The sequence below is a fragment of the uncultured Gimesia sp. genome, assembly GCF_963976445.1.
Taxonomy (GTDB): domain Bacteria; phylum Planctomycetota; class Planctomycetia; order Planctomycetales; family Planctomycetaceae; genus Gimesia.
This window is the reverse complement of record NZ_CAXBKP010000005.1, coordinates 238,399-253,759: the sequence shown is the minus strand read 5'-3', so window position 1 is coordinate 253,759 and position 15,361 is coordinate 238,399. Positions and strand designations below refer to the sequence as shown.

General features: G+C 48.9%; 9 protein-coding genes. 5 read left to right on the top strand and 4 right to left on the bottom strand.

The window, feature by feature from the left end:
- The first annotated feature begins 224 nt into the window (after window positions 1-224).
- On the top strand, window positions 225-2,369 hold the full coding sequence (gene fusA / locus AAC022_RS08130; RefSeq protein WP_339729943.1) for an elongation factor G: 2,145 nt from the start codon (window positions 225-227) through the stop codon (window positions 2,367-2,369).
- A 28-nt stretch (window positions 2,370-2,397) separates the two neighbouring features.
- On the opposite strand, the gene AAC022_RS08125 is transcribed toward fusA, so the two are convergent.
- On the bottom strand, window positions 2,398-3,330 hold the full coding sequence (locus tag AAC022_RS08125) for a dihydrodipicolinate synthase family protein (RefSeq protein ID WP_339729941.1): 933 nt from the start codon (window positions 3,328-3,330) through the stop codon (window positions 2,398-2,400).
- 165 nt (window positions 3,331-3,495) lie between these two features.
- On the opposite strand from AAC022_RS08125, the gene AAC022_RS08120 reads away from it, so the two are divergent.
- Genes AAC022_RS08120 through trxA form a run of 3 tightly spaced genes read left to right on the top strand, consistent with a single transcriptional unit; the run spans window position 3,496 to window position 5,817 of the window.
- Window positions 3,496-4,398 (top strand): triphosphoribosyl-dephospho-CoA synthase, encoded by a 903-nt coding sequence (locus AAC022_RS08120; RefSeq protein WP_339729940.1) that lies wholly within the window; start codon window positions 3,496-3,498, stop codon window positions 4,396-4,398.
- Window positions 4,395-4,898 carry a 6-pyruvoyl tetrahydropterin synthase family protein gene (locus AAC022_RS08115; RefSeq protein WP_339729937.1) on the top strand — a complete coding sequence of 168 codons (504 nt, stop codon included), beginning with the start codon at window positions 4,395-4,397 and terminating at the stop codon, window positions 4,896-4,898. The genes AAC022_RS08120 and AAC022_RS08115 overlap by 4 nt, the downstream gene beginning before the upstream one ends.
- A 55-nt stretch (window positions 4,899-4,953) precedes the next feature.
- A complete protein-coding gene (gene trxA, locus AAC022_RS08110; protein WP_339729935.1) occupies window positions 4,954-5,817 on the top strand; it encodes a thioredoxin in 864 nt (287 codons plus the stop codon).
- Window positions 5,818-5,823: 6 nt separating this feature from the next.
- Here the strand turns inward: trxA and AAC022_RS08105 are convergent, their stop codons facing one another.
- From AAC022_RS08105 to AAC022_RS08095, 3 genes are all read right to left on the bottom strand, one after another.
- A complete protein-coding gene (locus tag AAC022_RS08105) occupies window positions 5,824-6,978 on the bottom strand; it encodes a hypothetical protein (RefSeq protein WP_339729932.1) in 1,155 nt (384 codons plus the stop codon).
- A gap of 1 nt (window position 6,979) precedes the next feature.
- Window positions 6,980-9,178, bottom strand: a complete 2,199-nt coding sequence (locus AAC022_RS08100) for a hypothetical protein (RefSeq protein ID WP_339729929.1) — start codon at window positions 9,176-9,178, stop codon at window positions 6,980-6,982.
- Window positions 9,179-9,245: 67 nt separating this feature from the next.
- The gene (locus tag AAC022_RS08095; RefSeq protein WP_339729926.1) at window positions 9,246-10,724 is read right to left on the bottom strand and encodes a MotA/TolQ/ExbB proton channel family protein; all 1,479 of its coding nucleotides are present in this window, start codon (window positions 10,722-10,724) and stop codon (window positions 9,246-9,248) included.
- Between the two features lie 590 nt (window positions 10,725-11,314).
- Between AAC022_RS08095 and AAC022_RS08090 the strand changes: the two genes are divergently transcribed.
- On the top strand, window positions 11,315-15,307 hold the full coding sequence (locus AAC022_RS08090; protein ID WP_339729923.1) for a hypothetical protein: 3,993 nt from the start codon (window positions 11,315-11,317) through the stop codon (window positions 15,305-15,307).
- The last annotated feature ends 54 nt before the right edge of the window (window positions 15,308-15,361 follow it).

The window sequence follows — 15,361 nt, the reverse complement described above, 5'->3', positions numbered from 1 at the left end:
ATTGTCTACTTGCGAAATGTTAGTGATCCCTTGTTTATTTAACCTGCCGGGTCAGCCATCACAACAGTAGCGTGATGCGATTTTGCAGGGCCTACCCCCTGTAAAAGCTTGAGTGTTTCTTCTCAAATAGTTCCGAAAAGAATAGAGCTCTTTAACAAGGTCGGTACGTTGCCGTCCGTTTTGTATCCATAACATGTTATCCTAAGTAAACGTGCATCAAAGCCATGAAAAATCTGGACAAGTATCGAAACATTGGAATTTCGGCTCACATTGACTCTGGTAAAACCACACTTACCGAGCGAGTTCTGTACTACTCAGGACGTATTCACAAAGTCCGTGAAGTTCGGGGCGGCGATGGTGGCGCTACAATGGATAGTATGGACCTGGAACGCGAGCGAGGCATCACGATTGCTTCAGCAGCAACTCAGGTGACCTGGAAAGACACAACGATCAACATTATTGATACGCCAGGCCACGTTGACTTCACAGTAGAAGTCGAACGTAGTTTACGCGTTCTCGATGGTGCTGTATTGGTTCTCTGCTCTGTGGGTGGCGTACAAAGCCAGTCACTCACTGTGGACCGCCAAATGAAACGCTACGGCGTTCCGCGTATTGCGTTCATCAATAAGATGGACCGCACCGGTGCCGACTCAGCTAGCGTTATCAAACAGATCGAAGAGAAACTGCATGTTGTGCCTCTGCCGCTGCAGATTCCAATGGGTGAAGGTGCGCACTTCGAAGGTGTCATTGATCTGATCACCATGCAGGCAATCACATACACGGGAGAACAAGGCGAAACAGAAGTCTTCGGCGAGATTCCCGAGGAGTTCAAAGCGGCTGCAGAAGAAGCCCATGCAGCGATGCTCGAAACGCTCTCCATGTTCAGCGACGACCTGATGGTTGCCCTGCTGGAAGAGACAGATATCCCCGTTGAGGAAATTAGCAAGGTCATCCGTGATGCCACACTTTCTCATGAAATCACCCCTGTGATGATGGGAACGGCTTTCAAAAACAAAGGGGTTCAGACTCTGCTCGACGCCGTCGTACGATTCCTGCCCAGCCCGCTTGACCGGGAAATCTCTGCCATCGATCTGGATGCGCAGCTGAAAGCAATCAAAGAAGGTGCAGAAAAAACGGACAGTGAAACATTCCGAACCAAACTGTCACACTCATCTGACAAACCACTGGTCTCGATGGCATTTAAGATTGTCGATGAAACATTCGGCCAATTGACTTATATGCGTATCTATCAGGGTAAAATCGAAAAAGGCCAAAGCTATATCAATACCCGAACCGGGAATTCCACCCGCTTCGGCCGATTGGTACGTATGCACGCTGACAGTCGCGAAGACGTCGATTGCGGTGAAGCCGGTGATATCATTGCTGCCGTCGGGATGGAATGTGCCTCAGGGGATACGTTCTGTAGCAGTGACGTCAACTTTGCTCTGGAAAGTATCTTTGTCCCTGAGCCTGTGATTCGTCTTTCGATCGAACCACTCGACCGGGATGGTGCAGACCGTCTGGCAAAAGCAATCCAACGTTTCAATCGCGAAGATCCCACCTTCCATGTGATGACAGATGATGAAACCAATCAGACCATCATCGCGGGAATGGGACAGTTGCACCTCGATGTTTACATCGAACGCATCAAACGTGAATACAAAGTGGAATGTATCGTTGGTGAACCACGTGTGGCTTATCGCGAAACACCCACGATTCCCGTTGAATACAATCACAAACACAAAAAGCAGACTGGTGGTTCCGGTCAGTACGCTCACGTGGTTGGAAAAGTTGAACCGATGCCTGTTGAAAATGATGGTGAAACCTATGAATTCGTCAATGATATCAGTCAGGGACGTATTCCACGGGAATACATTCCTGCCGTCGATAAAGGTTTCCAACGGGCTCTGGTAAAAGGACCGCTTTGCGAGTGCGAAGTGGTGGGAGTCAAAGCGACACTTTCTGACGGTAGTTACCATGACGTTGACTCTTCGGAAATGGCGTTTAACGTTGCCGGTTTCAACTGTATGCGAGATGCATTGAAGAAATCGAATATGGCCCTGCTCGAGCCAATCATGAAATTGGAAGTCGAAGTGCCTGAAGAATATCAGGGACCCGTTTCCGGTCATATTGCACAAAAACGAGGCGTGATCAACACTTCGGAAACTCGATTGGGAACCAGTGTGTTCATCGCAGAAGTCCCGCTGGCAAGTATGTTTGACTATGCCAACGAACTGCGTTCGATGACTCAGGGTAAAGGCGGATTCAGCATGGAATTCGCTCGCTATGCCCAGGTGCCCCGCAATATTCAGGAAGAAGTGGTTGCCCGCCGCCTGAAAGAAAAAGAAGAACGTTTGGCAACTGCCTAGTTTAATGATAAAAGCAAAAAGCCCCGTTTTACGAAGCGGGGCTTTTTTGTTGCGCCAACTCAGCTTCGGTTTCCAGGATCGGTTCCATCAACTGGCGAATCTCTGCTTGCTGTTCGGAAGTCAGAGTCCGTTGCGGCGGTCGTGGAGGACCAAAGTCGGCTCCCGTTAAAGTAATCGCATACTTTAACATGCTGATATTGAAACTGTCCCCTGCTCTGGCCCGGTAGTCTTCAATCGGCAGAATCTGGTGTTGAATACGCATCCCTTCTGCATAGGCGCCAGATACAAAAGCGGCATGCATTGCCAAAGATAAATGCGGGCAAACATTTCCTGCGCCACTGGTAAATCCACCAGAACCAGCCAGCATATAATAAGGGGCAAAGCGCTCTGCCGAACCACAAATCCATTCCAGGCCATGCTTGTCAGCACTTACGGTTGTTCGGAACTGATGCATCTGGTTCACCGAATACTTCACTCCAATCGATCGCTTATCAGCGGCTAATTCCAACAACAGTGCATCACTGGGAATCTCCGCTTTTTTGTAGAACAGGGTCGGGCAATTAGCGGCGTCCATCACACTCAGATAATATTCTTCCGCGCCCCGATCACTCATATAGGGATGCGCAAACGGCATAAACATGATTCCTGTGGCCCCCGCTTCAATGCAATCAATGGCGGTCTGACGAGCGATGCCCACCTGATACCCGATAGGAGCAAAAATCAACGTATCCGGCCCCGTGACTTCGCGGGTTACTTTTACCAATTCCACAATCTCTTCTGGTCGCAGACTATGGAATTCACTCGTACCAGCGCCTGGTAGATAAACTCGCATCCCAGCTTCATACAATTTGGCTGTGTGCGCTGCTTGCGCATCCAGATTGAGTTGATCGTTCTGATGAAACGCGGTCAAAGGCACAATATGCACGGTTTGCAGTTGCTGTCGCTCGATAGAAGGGCTCATAAATCAATTCCTGTTACCTGGGCAGATCAAGTTGCCGGAGACTTCATTTCTCCGGGACCATCCTGCAAAATTAAAAACTCCCAACAGAACCCCAGCAGGATAATTTAGATTCTTTACATACTGTTGTACGCAGATTTCTGCTGACCATCAATCAAACCGAGCCATATGAGCAAAAATATTCAACAACTCGAACACTGGGTTTACCTCGCTTGCCTGATGGAAGCAACCGCCAGAAAACCAGGAAACGTACACCCTGAAACTGCTTTTCCAGACTTAACCTACTCTGATTTTTTGAAGTCGGCCGCGGTAATAGCCCCCATCCTGTCTCACTCGACTTCTGACAAGGTTGGCCCCAGCATCAGGGAATCCATCTGCGAGACCCAGAAAGTCATTCCCAGTAATTCAAATCTCGGCATGGTGCTTTTACTGGCGCCGCTGGCAGCGGTCCCCAGTGAACAAACAATCGACGCCGGGATTCACGCGGTGCTGGATCAGTTAACCATTCAGGACGCCAGAGAAGTCTACGAAGCGATCCGGATTGCAAAACCGGGAGGGCTGGGAAAAACTGAATCAGAAGATGTCGCGACAGAGCCAACGGGGACACTCCGTGACGTCATGTGTCTGGCTGCGGACCGCGATTCAGTGGCCAGCGAATACGCGAACGATTTTCATATCACACTGGGAACGGCAGTACCAGCACTGCAAGAGTTCTGGAGCAAAAGTGCGGACTGGGAATCAGCCGTGATTCGCTTACAGCTGCGGCTGATGTCTGATTTTCCGGATACCCTGATTGCACGCAAATGCGGTCCGAATGAAGCAAAACAGTCTGCCGCACGCGCGAGAGCCGTATTGGATGCAGAAGAGTTCACACCAAGCCTCTCGAACTTCGATCTGTGGTTACGTCAGAACGGAAATCAGCGAAATCCTGGCACAACTGCCGACTTGATTGTGGCTGCCCTGTTTGTTGCACTACGGGATGGTTTTATTCCGACACCGGAGATCGATACAATAATCAAACAGATTCCCTCAAAGTTTCAACCAGAATTGAAAAACGATTATCTACAATGAATCAAGACCCACAATACAAGGTACGCGTCACCAAAGACCATCTAGTTTTCAGCGCTGCGCACTTCATTACTTTTAACGGTAATACCTGCGAACGACTGCACGGCCATAACTGGAGGGTCGCCGCCGAATTGACGGGGCCTTTGGACGAAAATGGCTATGTCTTTGATTTCATTGCCTTAAGAGATCAGTTACAAAAAACCGTGGACGCACTCGACCACCGCGTCTTACTCCCGACGCAACATCCCAAGATTCAAGTTGCAGAAGAGAACAACGAAATCCAGGCGACATTTGAAGACCGACGCTGGGTTTTCCCCAGAGAAGATTGTATTTTGCTGCCGATTGCGAATACGACCGCTGAATTAATTGCGCATTGGATTGGCCAGCAACTACTGTCTGTGATAGGATCGCATGACGCCAGCCAGATCGAAATCGTACAAATTGAAGTGGAAGAAAACTTTGGGCAATGGGCCATTTGCCAATTGAGAGTCCCCTCAACCTGATACTTCACTATCCAAACGACAACACAAACCGGTGCAACAACCAAGGAACTTACTCATGTCAGCAAACTCTGCATGGATTATTGATATCACAGAAGAAAACTTTGAAACAGAAGTCATTAAGCAATCGGAACAGACACCGATTGTGATTGATTTCTGGGCGCCTTGGTGTGGTCCCTGTCAGCAACTGGCTCCACTTCTGGAAAAGATAGTCGAAGAATTCCAGGGAAAAATTCGTCTGGCAAAAATTAATATCGACGAACAACAAGGGTTAGCAGCAGCGTTTCGTGTGGAGTCGATTCCCACTGTGGTTGCCTTCCTGAATGGTCAACCCGTTGATCATTTCCAAGGTATCTTGCCGGAAGAATCACTGCGAGAATGGATTACGCGACTCGTTCCCTCCCCCGTAGAGATGCTACTGCAGGAAGGACAGCTACTGGAAGAATCAGATCCGGCCTCGGCTGAAGTCAAGTATCGTGAAGCCGCAGACCTGGATCCGAAGAATGAGGTGATTAAATTACGGATGGCAGCCGTCCTGGCCAAACTGTCCCGATTTGATGAATGTTCTCAAATCATTCAGGAACTGGAAACACGCGGTTTTCTGGAGCCGGAAGCTGAACAGATCAAATCGCAGCTGGAATTGCAGGCAGCGGCAACAGAAGCCGGAGGAACAGAAGCAGCACGAGCCGCTCTCGAAGCCGATCCTGAGAATCCTGCTCTGAAAATTGCACTTGCCGATGCACTGGCCATCTCGAACAAACACGAGGAAGCGCTTGAGATTTGTCTTTCGATTATCGAACAAGATAAAGCGGGAGCCGGCGTCGAAGCCAAAGCGACCATACTTCGCATCTTTGACCTGTTAGGCCCCCAGTCGGCATTAACAAGTACGTACCGCAGGAAGCTGGCAACTCTGCTATATTAAGCGCCGTTATTGTCCGGCTGATCTGGTTCCTGCAGGAGAGCCTGCAATCGGTACTCCAAACGGCAACGGGCGTCCGGCAACCTGATACCCCAGAGAATGCGCATGTTTCTGTAAGCTGCGATATAGTTCGAAACTGTCGGGGTAAACCCAGAAAGTCAGCGTGGAACCGGAACCGATATCTGTTAACGCGCGATAAAACTGAGATTGTATCTGGAGTGCTGTTTCCAGCCCTTCTCCACCAACATCCTCGTTCCGATCAATTTCCCATTTGGTCACTCCAACTCGAAATCCACCGGTTCCACCATTTCTCAGTTGATCTATGGCCGAGAGTGCCTGGCGTTCGACCACATAATTCATCATATAGCCACGAATGGGACCGACCTTGCCATGATGCTCTCGATACTTGGCAAGCCAGCTCCCTCGTTTCATCACCTGATCTTTCAAATCGCCCAGCAGTTCGTTGATCGGCACATAAGAGACTTGATTTTCCGAGAGTAAAAAGTGCCATTCCTTATCTGTTACCAGTTGACTGACGGGAGTTAAACGATGCTTGAGCTGTTTCACCTGTTGCTCTGGCGCAGAAACTTTTCGGGCTTGTGCAACAACCCGTTCTAACTCTTGTTTGGTTTCTTTGGTCTCTTTGACCAGCCCCAGCAACTGTTGATACTCATCCTCCAAGCGATCACTTTTCTGAGTAATTTGAGAAACCAGAGTTTGCACTTCGCCATTCACAGCCTGTTTTAGCTGTAATAAACCCTGCGCTCCGGTTTTCCGGCTCTGCATCGCCTGATCCAGACGGATCAGCTCTGCTTCGAGTTTTTGCAATTCACTCAATAATTCTGGCGATGGATGCTGGTAAATAATTTTCGGTTTCTGAGGCGCGAGCTGATTCGGCTCCAACTGAGACAAAACCAATGCTGGTGGTTCCTGTAACGGCGGCTCTGGCTCAATCTTCGGAAGGAATGCTTCCAGATCGACATCGATTACTTCCGGTTGAGATGGACTAACCGGTTGACTCTCTGCCACGGACACGGGAGCCTGGCTCATGCGCACGCCGGCAATCACGATTAAGATGATCAAAATCCCGACGATGTTAGCAACAATATCCAGAAACGAATCCGAACCAAAACCAACTTCCCCCTGAGGTGTGCGGCGGCTCATGTTACTGCTCCTTTCCGGACGAGAGTGAGGCAGAGACCGGCAAAGGATCCAGTGTGTATTTGGCCTCAGTCTGCAGCCCCATTTTCTGAGCGGAAGATTTCAACCGTTCGTAATACTGATTGCCACCGGGACTGATGGTAAACTGAATTGTGGGAACCCAATAAAACCCTTTGGGGGCAGGTCCCCAGGATTCCACATATTGATCCATCACCACGATCATCGACTGCAATAACCGTTCCTGAGTCACTCCCTGATCAACTCGAATTGCCTGTTCGCCTCCTACCAGGATTCGATCCGCGCCAACCTGCACAGTAATTTCTCTTTCAAAGCCAATTCCAGAACGTGACTGAGGAGGCTGCCACCGACTATTGTTTGAGGATTCAATTGTGGAAGAGGCGCCGGAGCGTTTACTGCGATTGAGTGATAACGAACTGGAATTGCCTGCTCCGGAAGCAGATCTCCCAGGAGGAATCCGCTCCATACGAGGTTGAGATGCTGCATTCTGAGACTGCTGTTCCGAACCGCCGGTTCCGGATTGCGTTCCCTTTTTAAGGAAGGGGTTTTCAACCATTCGATTCTGTGAGGCAGCCGAATTCGATCCGCTATCTTCTTTTCCTGCCTCTTGCGAGTCCCGGGCATCGGTACTCTGTTTCGCTTGGGCTCTATCCAGAGGAACAAGATGTTGTTTTGCCATTTCTTTGAGTTGCTCACGTCCGATGACTTTCGCCCGTTTCATACTCGAATTATTGTCCCCGCTCCAGCCTTTCGGTTCTTGCAAATCTGCCAGATCATAGACCTCAGCTCCCTGTCGGCTGCCGGGAAGATTTTTTCGTCCCGTTGTCCGCTGTTGTGACTTTTCTGTTCCTGCGCCCGCTCCCTGTCCCTGTCCCTGTCCGTGTTGTTCGGATTCGTTGTTTCCTGTACCTTCGTTAGAAACAATATGATTTTGATCGGCAACACCTTTTAGATGCTCCGCCCGTGCCATTTGCTGCCGAGGCGTTAAGACATCACTGAAGCGAGAACCACTGAAAGCATTACCCGTCTTTCTCGTTGCCAACTGGCCTGAACCACGGGAAGCCCCTGTTCCCGTACCTGCTTCTGCTTCAGGCTCAATAACGCGTACCATGCCTGTTCGCGCATCAAATTGCAATCGACGGCCCCCCGGTCCCGGCTGGCTGCTTTGCCGGAGTTGTGAAACCAGATTTTTGCGTTCGCTTAATACACGATCAATGGCAGCCTGACAAACCTGTTCTGCGTTCGGATCTTTTTCAGGTAGTTCGAAGTCCCAGTCAGCATCAATCAGTTCATAACCTGAATTCAGATCCAGATTGTTCAACAATTTTCGCGCGACATAATACCCCACACTTCCGCTGGGGCGGACCAGAATCAAAACATAAGGTTCCTGATTGGTGCGTCGATCTTTTGTTTTCCAGTATTGAAATAAAGCCTGTGTCCCCGCCAGTAACGGATTGTACCCAGGCGTAAATTCCTTGAGGTCATCCGGCGTTAACGTAATGCCTTCCGGCAGAAAGGTCAGCCCTTTGTCAGTGCATTCAATTAAAATCGGCCGTTTAGCCGTGCCGGTCTGGCCATCATAGGGAATCACAGAATACTTGCTGCGGGCCGTCTTTTGTGACTGCTTTTTCTGCTGTAGAGTGAGTAATTCTTCCTGAAGCAGTTCCGCAACGCGCAACTTCTGACCTTTCAGCTGAACCATTTTCTGACTGAGCTCCGAATCTTTTTGCAGCAGTGACTGAATCTGCTGTTTGCTCTGTGTTAAAACAGATTCCGATTGACTCAATTCAGTTTTCAAACGGATTAAATTCTGATTCTGTAATTTCAGCGCAGCGAGTTTCTTTACTTTCTCGCGATTCAATGCGTTTAACCGTGCCTCCTTCTCCAAAGCCAGATTAATGACTTTCGGCTCTGGCACTGGCATGGGCTCTGGTTCCTGGGCCTTGATGATGATCGGTGCAGCCGGTTCTGGCTCGACAACCTCAGCAGCAAACAGGATCGGGGGATAGAGATCGTCTTCGACGACTTCTTCCACAACCACCGTCTGCACCTGCATGAGAGCTTGATGACGGATGCGACGCGTTGTGACGACCAGCAGGAATATTAAAGCTCCCATAGCACAAATGAGAACCGCTAAGAATGGAAATAGCGATACCGAACGTGCTTCGCGACCTTGTCTGCTCATGAATCAAACCGGTATTTTCACTTCGTTCAGAAAAAAATATGAGAATCACAACGTCCGTTTTTTAATCTCAGGCAGCATTATTTCGACTGGATCGTGCCGTAAGCAAATGGACGGCGGCACTTAAGCTGTGCAATGTTTCTTCAAAGGTTTCCGTCGCACGAATAGCATCCAAATTTTCCGTCAGTCGTTGCTGTAAGCCCACCAGATGTTCTTCCTGTCCTGCAATTTTCAACAGATTTTCACTCTGTGTGTTCAAGGCTTCAATCTGCAGCGAGGAAACTTCTGATGTATCTTTTAACTGCTGGTTCCACTGTCTGACTTCGCCGGCAATCTCTTTGGTTGCCTGCTCGATCTGTGATGTCTGACGGGATTGAGCCGAGATAACATCCTGATGAACCTCGTTCCAGATCTGAGCCAGATGTGTTGAAAAGCTGCTGTTCGATTCTTTGTGTTGATCCTGCCAACGCGTGAGCATCAATTCAATCTGTTCCGTCGTTGACTGATAAGCGGTTAAGAACTCGTTTCGCAGCGATTCCAACTGGGATGAATGATTCCCCAGCGTATTCGACATCCCTTCCTGCATAGAGTCGTCAAAATTGACTTGCTGCCGTTCCATCACCTCCGCCCAGCGGCTTCGCAATCCTTCCAGATTTTGCTGCCAGAGCTCAGTCTGTCGCTGAATCATTTCTTCGGTACGCTGTACCAGCTGTTGTGCCGCTTCTGCTTCTGCTAACTCCAGTGGGCTGGTTGAATTCTCTGACACACTCATGCAGGATGCGATATTCTGTATTCCGAAGAATTCGATCTGCTCCAGTTGTTTCTGCTCCATACGTTCCACGATAAAGGTGGAGAAGACCAGAATCAAAGACAGCCCCAAAGCCAGAGCCGTCGTATCAAAGGCAACCGCCAGACCGCCGGTCACTTCGGAAAGCGAAGTATCCAGTTGGTCGGGAGTCACGTTCGCAATGGCAATCGTAATCCCGATCACGGTCCCGAGGAACCCAATAATCGGAACGGCCCAGGTAATTGTACGGATGAGAGAATAACTGGCATGCACCTGCTCGGCTGCCAGTTCAGCCAGATACTTTAAATGCTCATCGAGATCTTTGACGGAATGACGGCTTTTCACATAGGAAACCGTATCCTTAAGTCTTTTACCAAGATAGGTCTCTCCAATCCAACCGGAAAGGGACTGGACCTGATCTGAAAAGACATCAATTCGATCATCGAGATTCTCAATTTCGCCGATCGTTTCCCAGTCAATTTTTGTTTCAGTCAACGACTTTTTCTGACTGAACATGCCCATGCCCTTCACGCCAATGATGGACATCCCAATGAAGAACAGGGCCGCGGTTGCATATTCCAGCGGATGGCTACAAAAATAGCGATCAATGAGAGATTGATACACGGGAAGGTAAGGAATCAGAGCATAAAAGCCAAATGTGGCAGCGGCTCCCCAAAAAAGTGGAGACTTCAGAACTGCTTTCGACCAGTTTAACAAGTGATCTTTTTTTTCACTTTCCGGTAGTGATTCCAAGTGTTCCATCTGTCTATTCACATCCTTAAAGGCACATGTATTCTGTCAGTCGTTCAATTCAGAATCTGGCATACACAAACTCAAAAAAATTGGCTCCTTGAGAGCCGTCTCTGGTGAAATCAGCGCTGGGTACACCACTTAAGATGCTTCTAATCTGGTAGGGAAATTCCCCCGCCTATCGCCGTTTATCAATGTCAGCCTTGATCCCTTTGATTGAAAGGCACACAATAACAGCTCACCTGAGTCGTACGCATATTCGATATAATCGTCATATAATGACATCCGAGTTGAAGAAAACTTGCACATCGGGTTGAGAAGCAGGAAGTAACCTGGAGTACTCATACGAACACCCTCGCAAATACATGAAATCATCAGAAGAATGTTTGCTCAAGATTTATCAATAAACCCTTTAGAAAATTACAGTTAGAAATCACAGACGGGATGCATTTTTGACCACAGATCGCTAAAAAAAATAATTGATTCGGGGATTCGGTCCTTTGGGACTGTTCAAGGAAGAAATAGCCTGTTTTACTGCAGACGAGTAACATCATTCACTCGTCTTTTTCTATTATCTGATTCAACCATCCACGTTTGCTAATATGACTGCATCGCGTAATAAAAAATCGGACCAGGACACATTTCCCACTGTTGATAAGCACATCACGAGGGAAATCCTGGGGTATCTAAACTTCTCTAATGGTAAGCCAGATCCCAAATTTCGCTTCAACTGGAATCAGCTCTTTTCCGAATGGGAGCATCCGCCAACCGCACAAACACTCGAGTTGCTGTTAAATTCGCATTTAAAAGAACTGGAAGGAACCACCCCTGCCTTTCAGGAAATCAAGCAGGCTGAAAATGTGATCCGGATTGCGTTTGAGGAATGTCTGCCGCAATACCGGCAGCATCACCGCGACCTGCTGTTTCATGTAACAGAGCAGGAATTGATTCAGCCTTATTTTCTGGCGGTGCTGTTCGAAGCACTACTGGAACAGGGAGGCCCTTGGGAATCGACACAACAGATCATTTCGGGAACGATTGACCGACTAAACGACTTCGTCGGCTTCCGTCCCGTGGCCGTTCTGGAAAATGGCCGACAGATGCAGGTTTATCCCCATGAGAAATTCCGGCCCCTGCCCGTTTTCTTTAGGGACAGTGGTGTCGCTTCAGGCGCTTACCACCGGCTAATCGAACAAACAATCAAAACATTGCAAAGCACGCCCGATGACCTGCTGCATCAGGCTTACTTTAGTTTGGAGAAGATGGATGAAATCGCCATCGACCTCCGCGCACACGATCACCTGCACCCCGTAAACAAGCGCACAAACTACATGTTCGGCGAGTGGGACCCGCACGTCATTGATAATCAGGGGTATTATCGCCGGTTTGTCATCCGCAGATTAATTCTCGACTCGCTGTTAGCCTGGATTGATGAAAATAAAGACATCCCACTTGAGGAACGCTTACAGGACGCTGCTGCAGTACTGAGTGGCACTATGTTGATGGCGTCCTCCATCAGCGGTTGTGGTCCGGATTCACACGCCAGTGATACCAGTTTGACTTCACTACTTCCCAAAGTCGCCCGCCAGAGAGACGACTATTACAATCGTTTGCTGGCATCCGCTTCAGGCAAACGTGCCGAACGGCTGCTCAAAGAAGCCAAACAGTCTCAGCAACCTTTTGGGCATATCCGCCATTATCTGAATCTCCACCTGGCCCGCTATGGAGCACAACAGGTTCAGCATCGCCAGCTGTCTCGCATTTATGCGAGGATGGGTTTCTCCATAGCCGCCCGCTGCGAAGCAGCCGTCATCCCTTGTACGTCAGTGCGATTTGAATGTGAAATTCAATGGAGGATCACGATGGTCCACCTGCATCTGGAACGGTATGAGCTGGAACAGGCCTGGAAGCTAATTCCCGAAATTGAAGACCATCTGACCAGAGGTATCGAATGCGGTGCCTTGATTGATCCCTGGAATATTCTGGGATTTCAGGGATTATTCCCACTGTTCATTTCCCGCGAAGACAGTATCCCCGATCAGCGCAGCGAAGTCCTGCTTGATCTGATGGAAGAAACGTTTTCCGCCTATTCCGCTACGCTCAGTGAAGCCGCCGCGCAAGGTAATAATCAACTGAAGCTGGAAATTTCCGACCAATTTCAAAAGCTGGCCGAGAAATGGGATCGCTACGCAACAACAACAGTAGAAGATCTGCCGCACGTGAACGGGCAGGATTCCTTCGAATCAGCCGCGCATGTTTCTCAGATTCTGACCGAATGGAAGAGCGGCGGAGAAGCCGTGGGAGATATTTCCTTCTGGCGACAGCATGTTGACCGTTTTGAATCAGCCAAAGCCTATGCACTCACCGTTGATGCCCTTCTGCAAAAGCATGATCATGTTGCCGCCATCGGACTGATCATGCAGTGGCTCAGCCAGGTCGATCAGACAGGCTTGGAGTCAGGCCCGTATTCGATTCACGCCGTCCTATTGCAATGGATGCGGCAGTTAACATCCAACACCGATCCTGAAGCGATTCCTGCTAACAGTCATTCGATTCGAAAAATGTTTGACTACCTGGAAGCCAACGCCGCCGATTACTGGTCAGTTCCAAACTTTGACGCCGTGTTGCCAGTTCCTGAAAAAGAAATTGAAGATCCATTTGAAATTGATCCGGAAGAACCAGACGAAGAAGATTCCCTGTTTGGTGCCGCCTATGAAAACGTGACATTTCGTGACAGTGCCGATGATGGTACCCAGGGTGAGATGATGGACTCTGGATTCTCTCCCAGTAATACGGAAATCGAATCGATCAATCGGCAACTTGAACCGCGGCTCAAATTCTTAAATACACTCTCGCAACTCTGGCAATTGTCAGCCGCCTTTTTCTGTGAAACAGAACTCGTTCCCTCCGAAAATTCAGAAAAACCAGCGGTATTGAATGAAGAAACCCGGGAGTCCATCGCAGGCTGGATTCAACACACCGTACACCTGCAGCAGGAACTGGTCGTTCTGCTGAATTCTATCTGGAACTACCGGATTCCCAAACCGAGTGGCGACCACGACTCGAATATCGAATACGATCTGCAGCTCCAGACAAAATACTATTTGATGCACGCCATCATCATCACCACGGTTAATTGTCGATCGGCACGCTTGATGTTGCTGTCAACGATTCCACAAGACGAAGCGGAACCCAAACTCTCAGAAAATGAAAGTCTGCTGGTTCCCATATATCGCGGCGTGCTCACACGTGATGTCGAGCTGATCAAAAAAGAATTCCCCACGTTTTTAAGAAACATCGCGGAAACCCCGCTACTGTATACTCCCATTGACCAGGGAGGCAAACCGAATGTGGTCTTAAAAGTCCGGTCGCTCCAAATGATTCTCCGTTTTCTGCTTTCACAGCTTCCCAACCTGGGAATGCTGCGTGAAACCTGGCAGTTGTTGAAAACAGCCTATCGCATGGAACGCAATTCACGACCGGAAGGAATCGCCGTCAGTGAATTTGATCGGTTATTTCGGACGGCGCTCAGAAGCTCGCTCTCCGCTATTATTCGGTCCTCGCATTCGTGGGAAACTGAGCAACTGGACGACGAAGAACTGATTGATATCGCTGAGCAACTGGTTGATAAATATCGCGAGCAATGGCTCAAACACAGTCGCACGATGCGTCTTTCCAGCGCCGAAGCCTTGAACCAGGAATTTGTCTGGCAGGAAGTCAAACAGTTCATCGAACTCTATGGAGCCGACCTGTTTCATGCACAATATCTAACTCTAGGCAACCTGCGAACCATTCTGCACAACGGGATCGAACAGTATCTGGATTATCTGGCAGAGTATCAGAACCCGGCTCAACCAATGGCACTGCTGACCGATCTGGAAGAAGGCAAACTCGATATCGAAGAGGCGGTAACCAACCTCAAAATCATTTTTGAATCGGTGATCGATAAATTTGACCGTTTTGTGGAATACAACAGCACCACTACTCAGTCAGACTACGGTGAAATGTTTTACTGCCTGCTCGATTTCCTGAGAATCGAAGCGGCCTACGAACGCGATGACTGGAAGATGGTACCATTGTTGATCGCCCACAAAGTCCTCGCGCAACAGGACCGCAATGAATCGGCTTTGATCTGGGAAGCTGTCTTTGAAGCGACTTCAGAAGAGATGGCGAAAAAGCATCTCAAAAAACTGCATCAGACGGAATCAACATACAAAATCAATCTGCCTTTGATCTCAGATCATCTGAATGAGCGTTTTGTAAAACCGCTGGCAGTGAATCGAATGATGGCGCTGGTGCCACGCGCTATGAAAGACGCACAAAACGGAAATGAAGAGTCAGCTGCGTTTTCCATTCTACAGGAAGAAATCGAGCGTTATCTGGCTTCGACCATTGGTTCGGGAATCGACGTGCCAGACTGGATGCGAAATCTGGAAGACGAAATTGATCGTCTGGACGAAAAAGTAACCAGCGAGCATTATGATATTGAGACGCAAATCAAACTCTCCCCTGTGCCGATGTCTCTGGATGACATCAAAAAACAGTTGAAACAATGGAACCAGCCACTGGCTCGAAGCCGCAAAAAAAAGAAATAATAGAGCGTCAATTCAAAACGATTGAACAGCCTGCAGGATGACATTCATAACTTC

What these genes read in the sequence shown, in the direction of transcription:
- AAC022_RS08115 (WP_339729937.1), top strand. Translation starts at nt 4,395, where the DNA reads ATGAATCAAGACCCACAATACAAGGTACGCGTCACCAAAGACCATCTA.
- AAC022_RS08090 (WP_339729923.1), top strand. Translation starts at nt 11,315, where the DNA reads ATGACTGCATCGCGTAATAAAAAATCGGACCAGGACACATTTCCCACT.
- fusA (WP_339729943.1), top strand. Translation starts at nt 225, where the DNA reads ATGAAAAATCTGGACAAGTATCGAAACATTGGAATTTCGGCTCACATT.
- AAC022_RS08120 (WP_339729940.1), top strand. Translation starts at nt 3,496, where the DNA reads ATGAGCAAAAATATTCAACAACTCGAACACTGGGTTTACCTCGCTTGC.
- AAC022_RS08105 (WP_339729932.1), bottom strand. Translation starts at nt 6,978, where the DNA reads ATGAGCCGCCGCACACCTCAGGGGGAAGTTGGTTTTGGTTCGGATTCG.
- AAC022_RS08100 (WP_339729929.1), bottom strand. Translation starts at nt 9,178, where the DNA reads ATGAGCAGACAAGGTCGCGAAGCACGTTCGGTATCGCTATTTCCATTC.
- trxA (WP_339729935.1), top strand. Translation starts at nt 4,954, where the DNA reads ATGTCAGCAAACTCTGCATGGATTATTGATATCACAGAAGAAAACTTT.
- AAC022_RS08125 (WP_339729941.1), bottom strand. Translation starts at nt 3,330, where the DNA reads ATGAGCCCTTCTATCGAGCGACAGCAACTGCAAACCGTGCATATTGTG.
- AAC022_RS08095 (WP_339729926.1), bottom strand. Translation starts at nt 10,724, where the DNA reads ATGGAACACTTGGAATCACTACCGGAAAGTGAAAAAAAAGATCACTTG.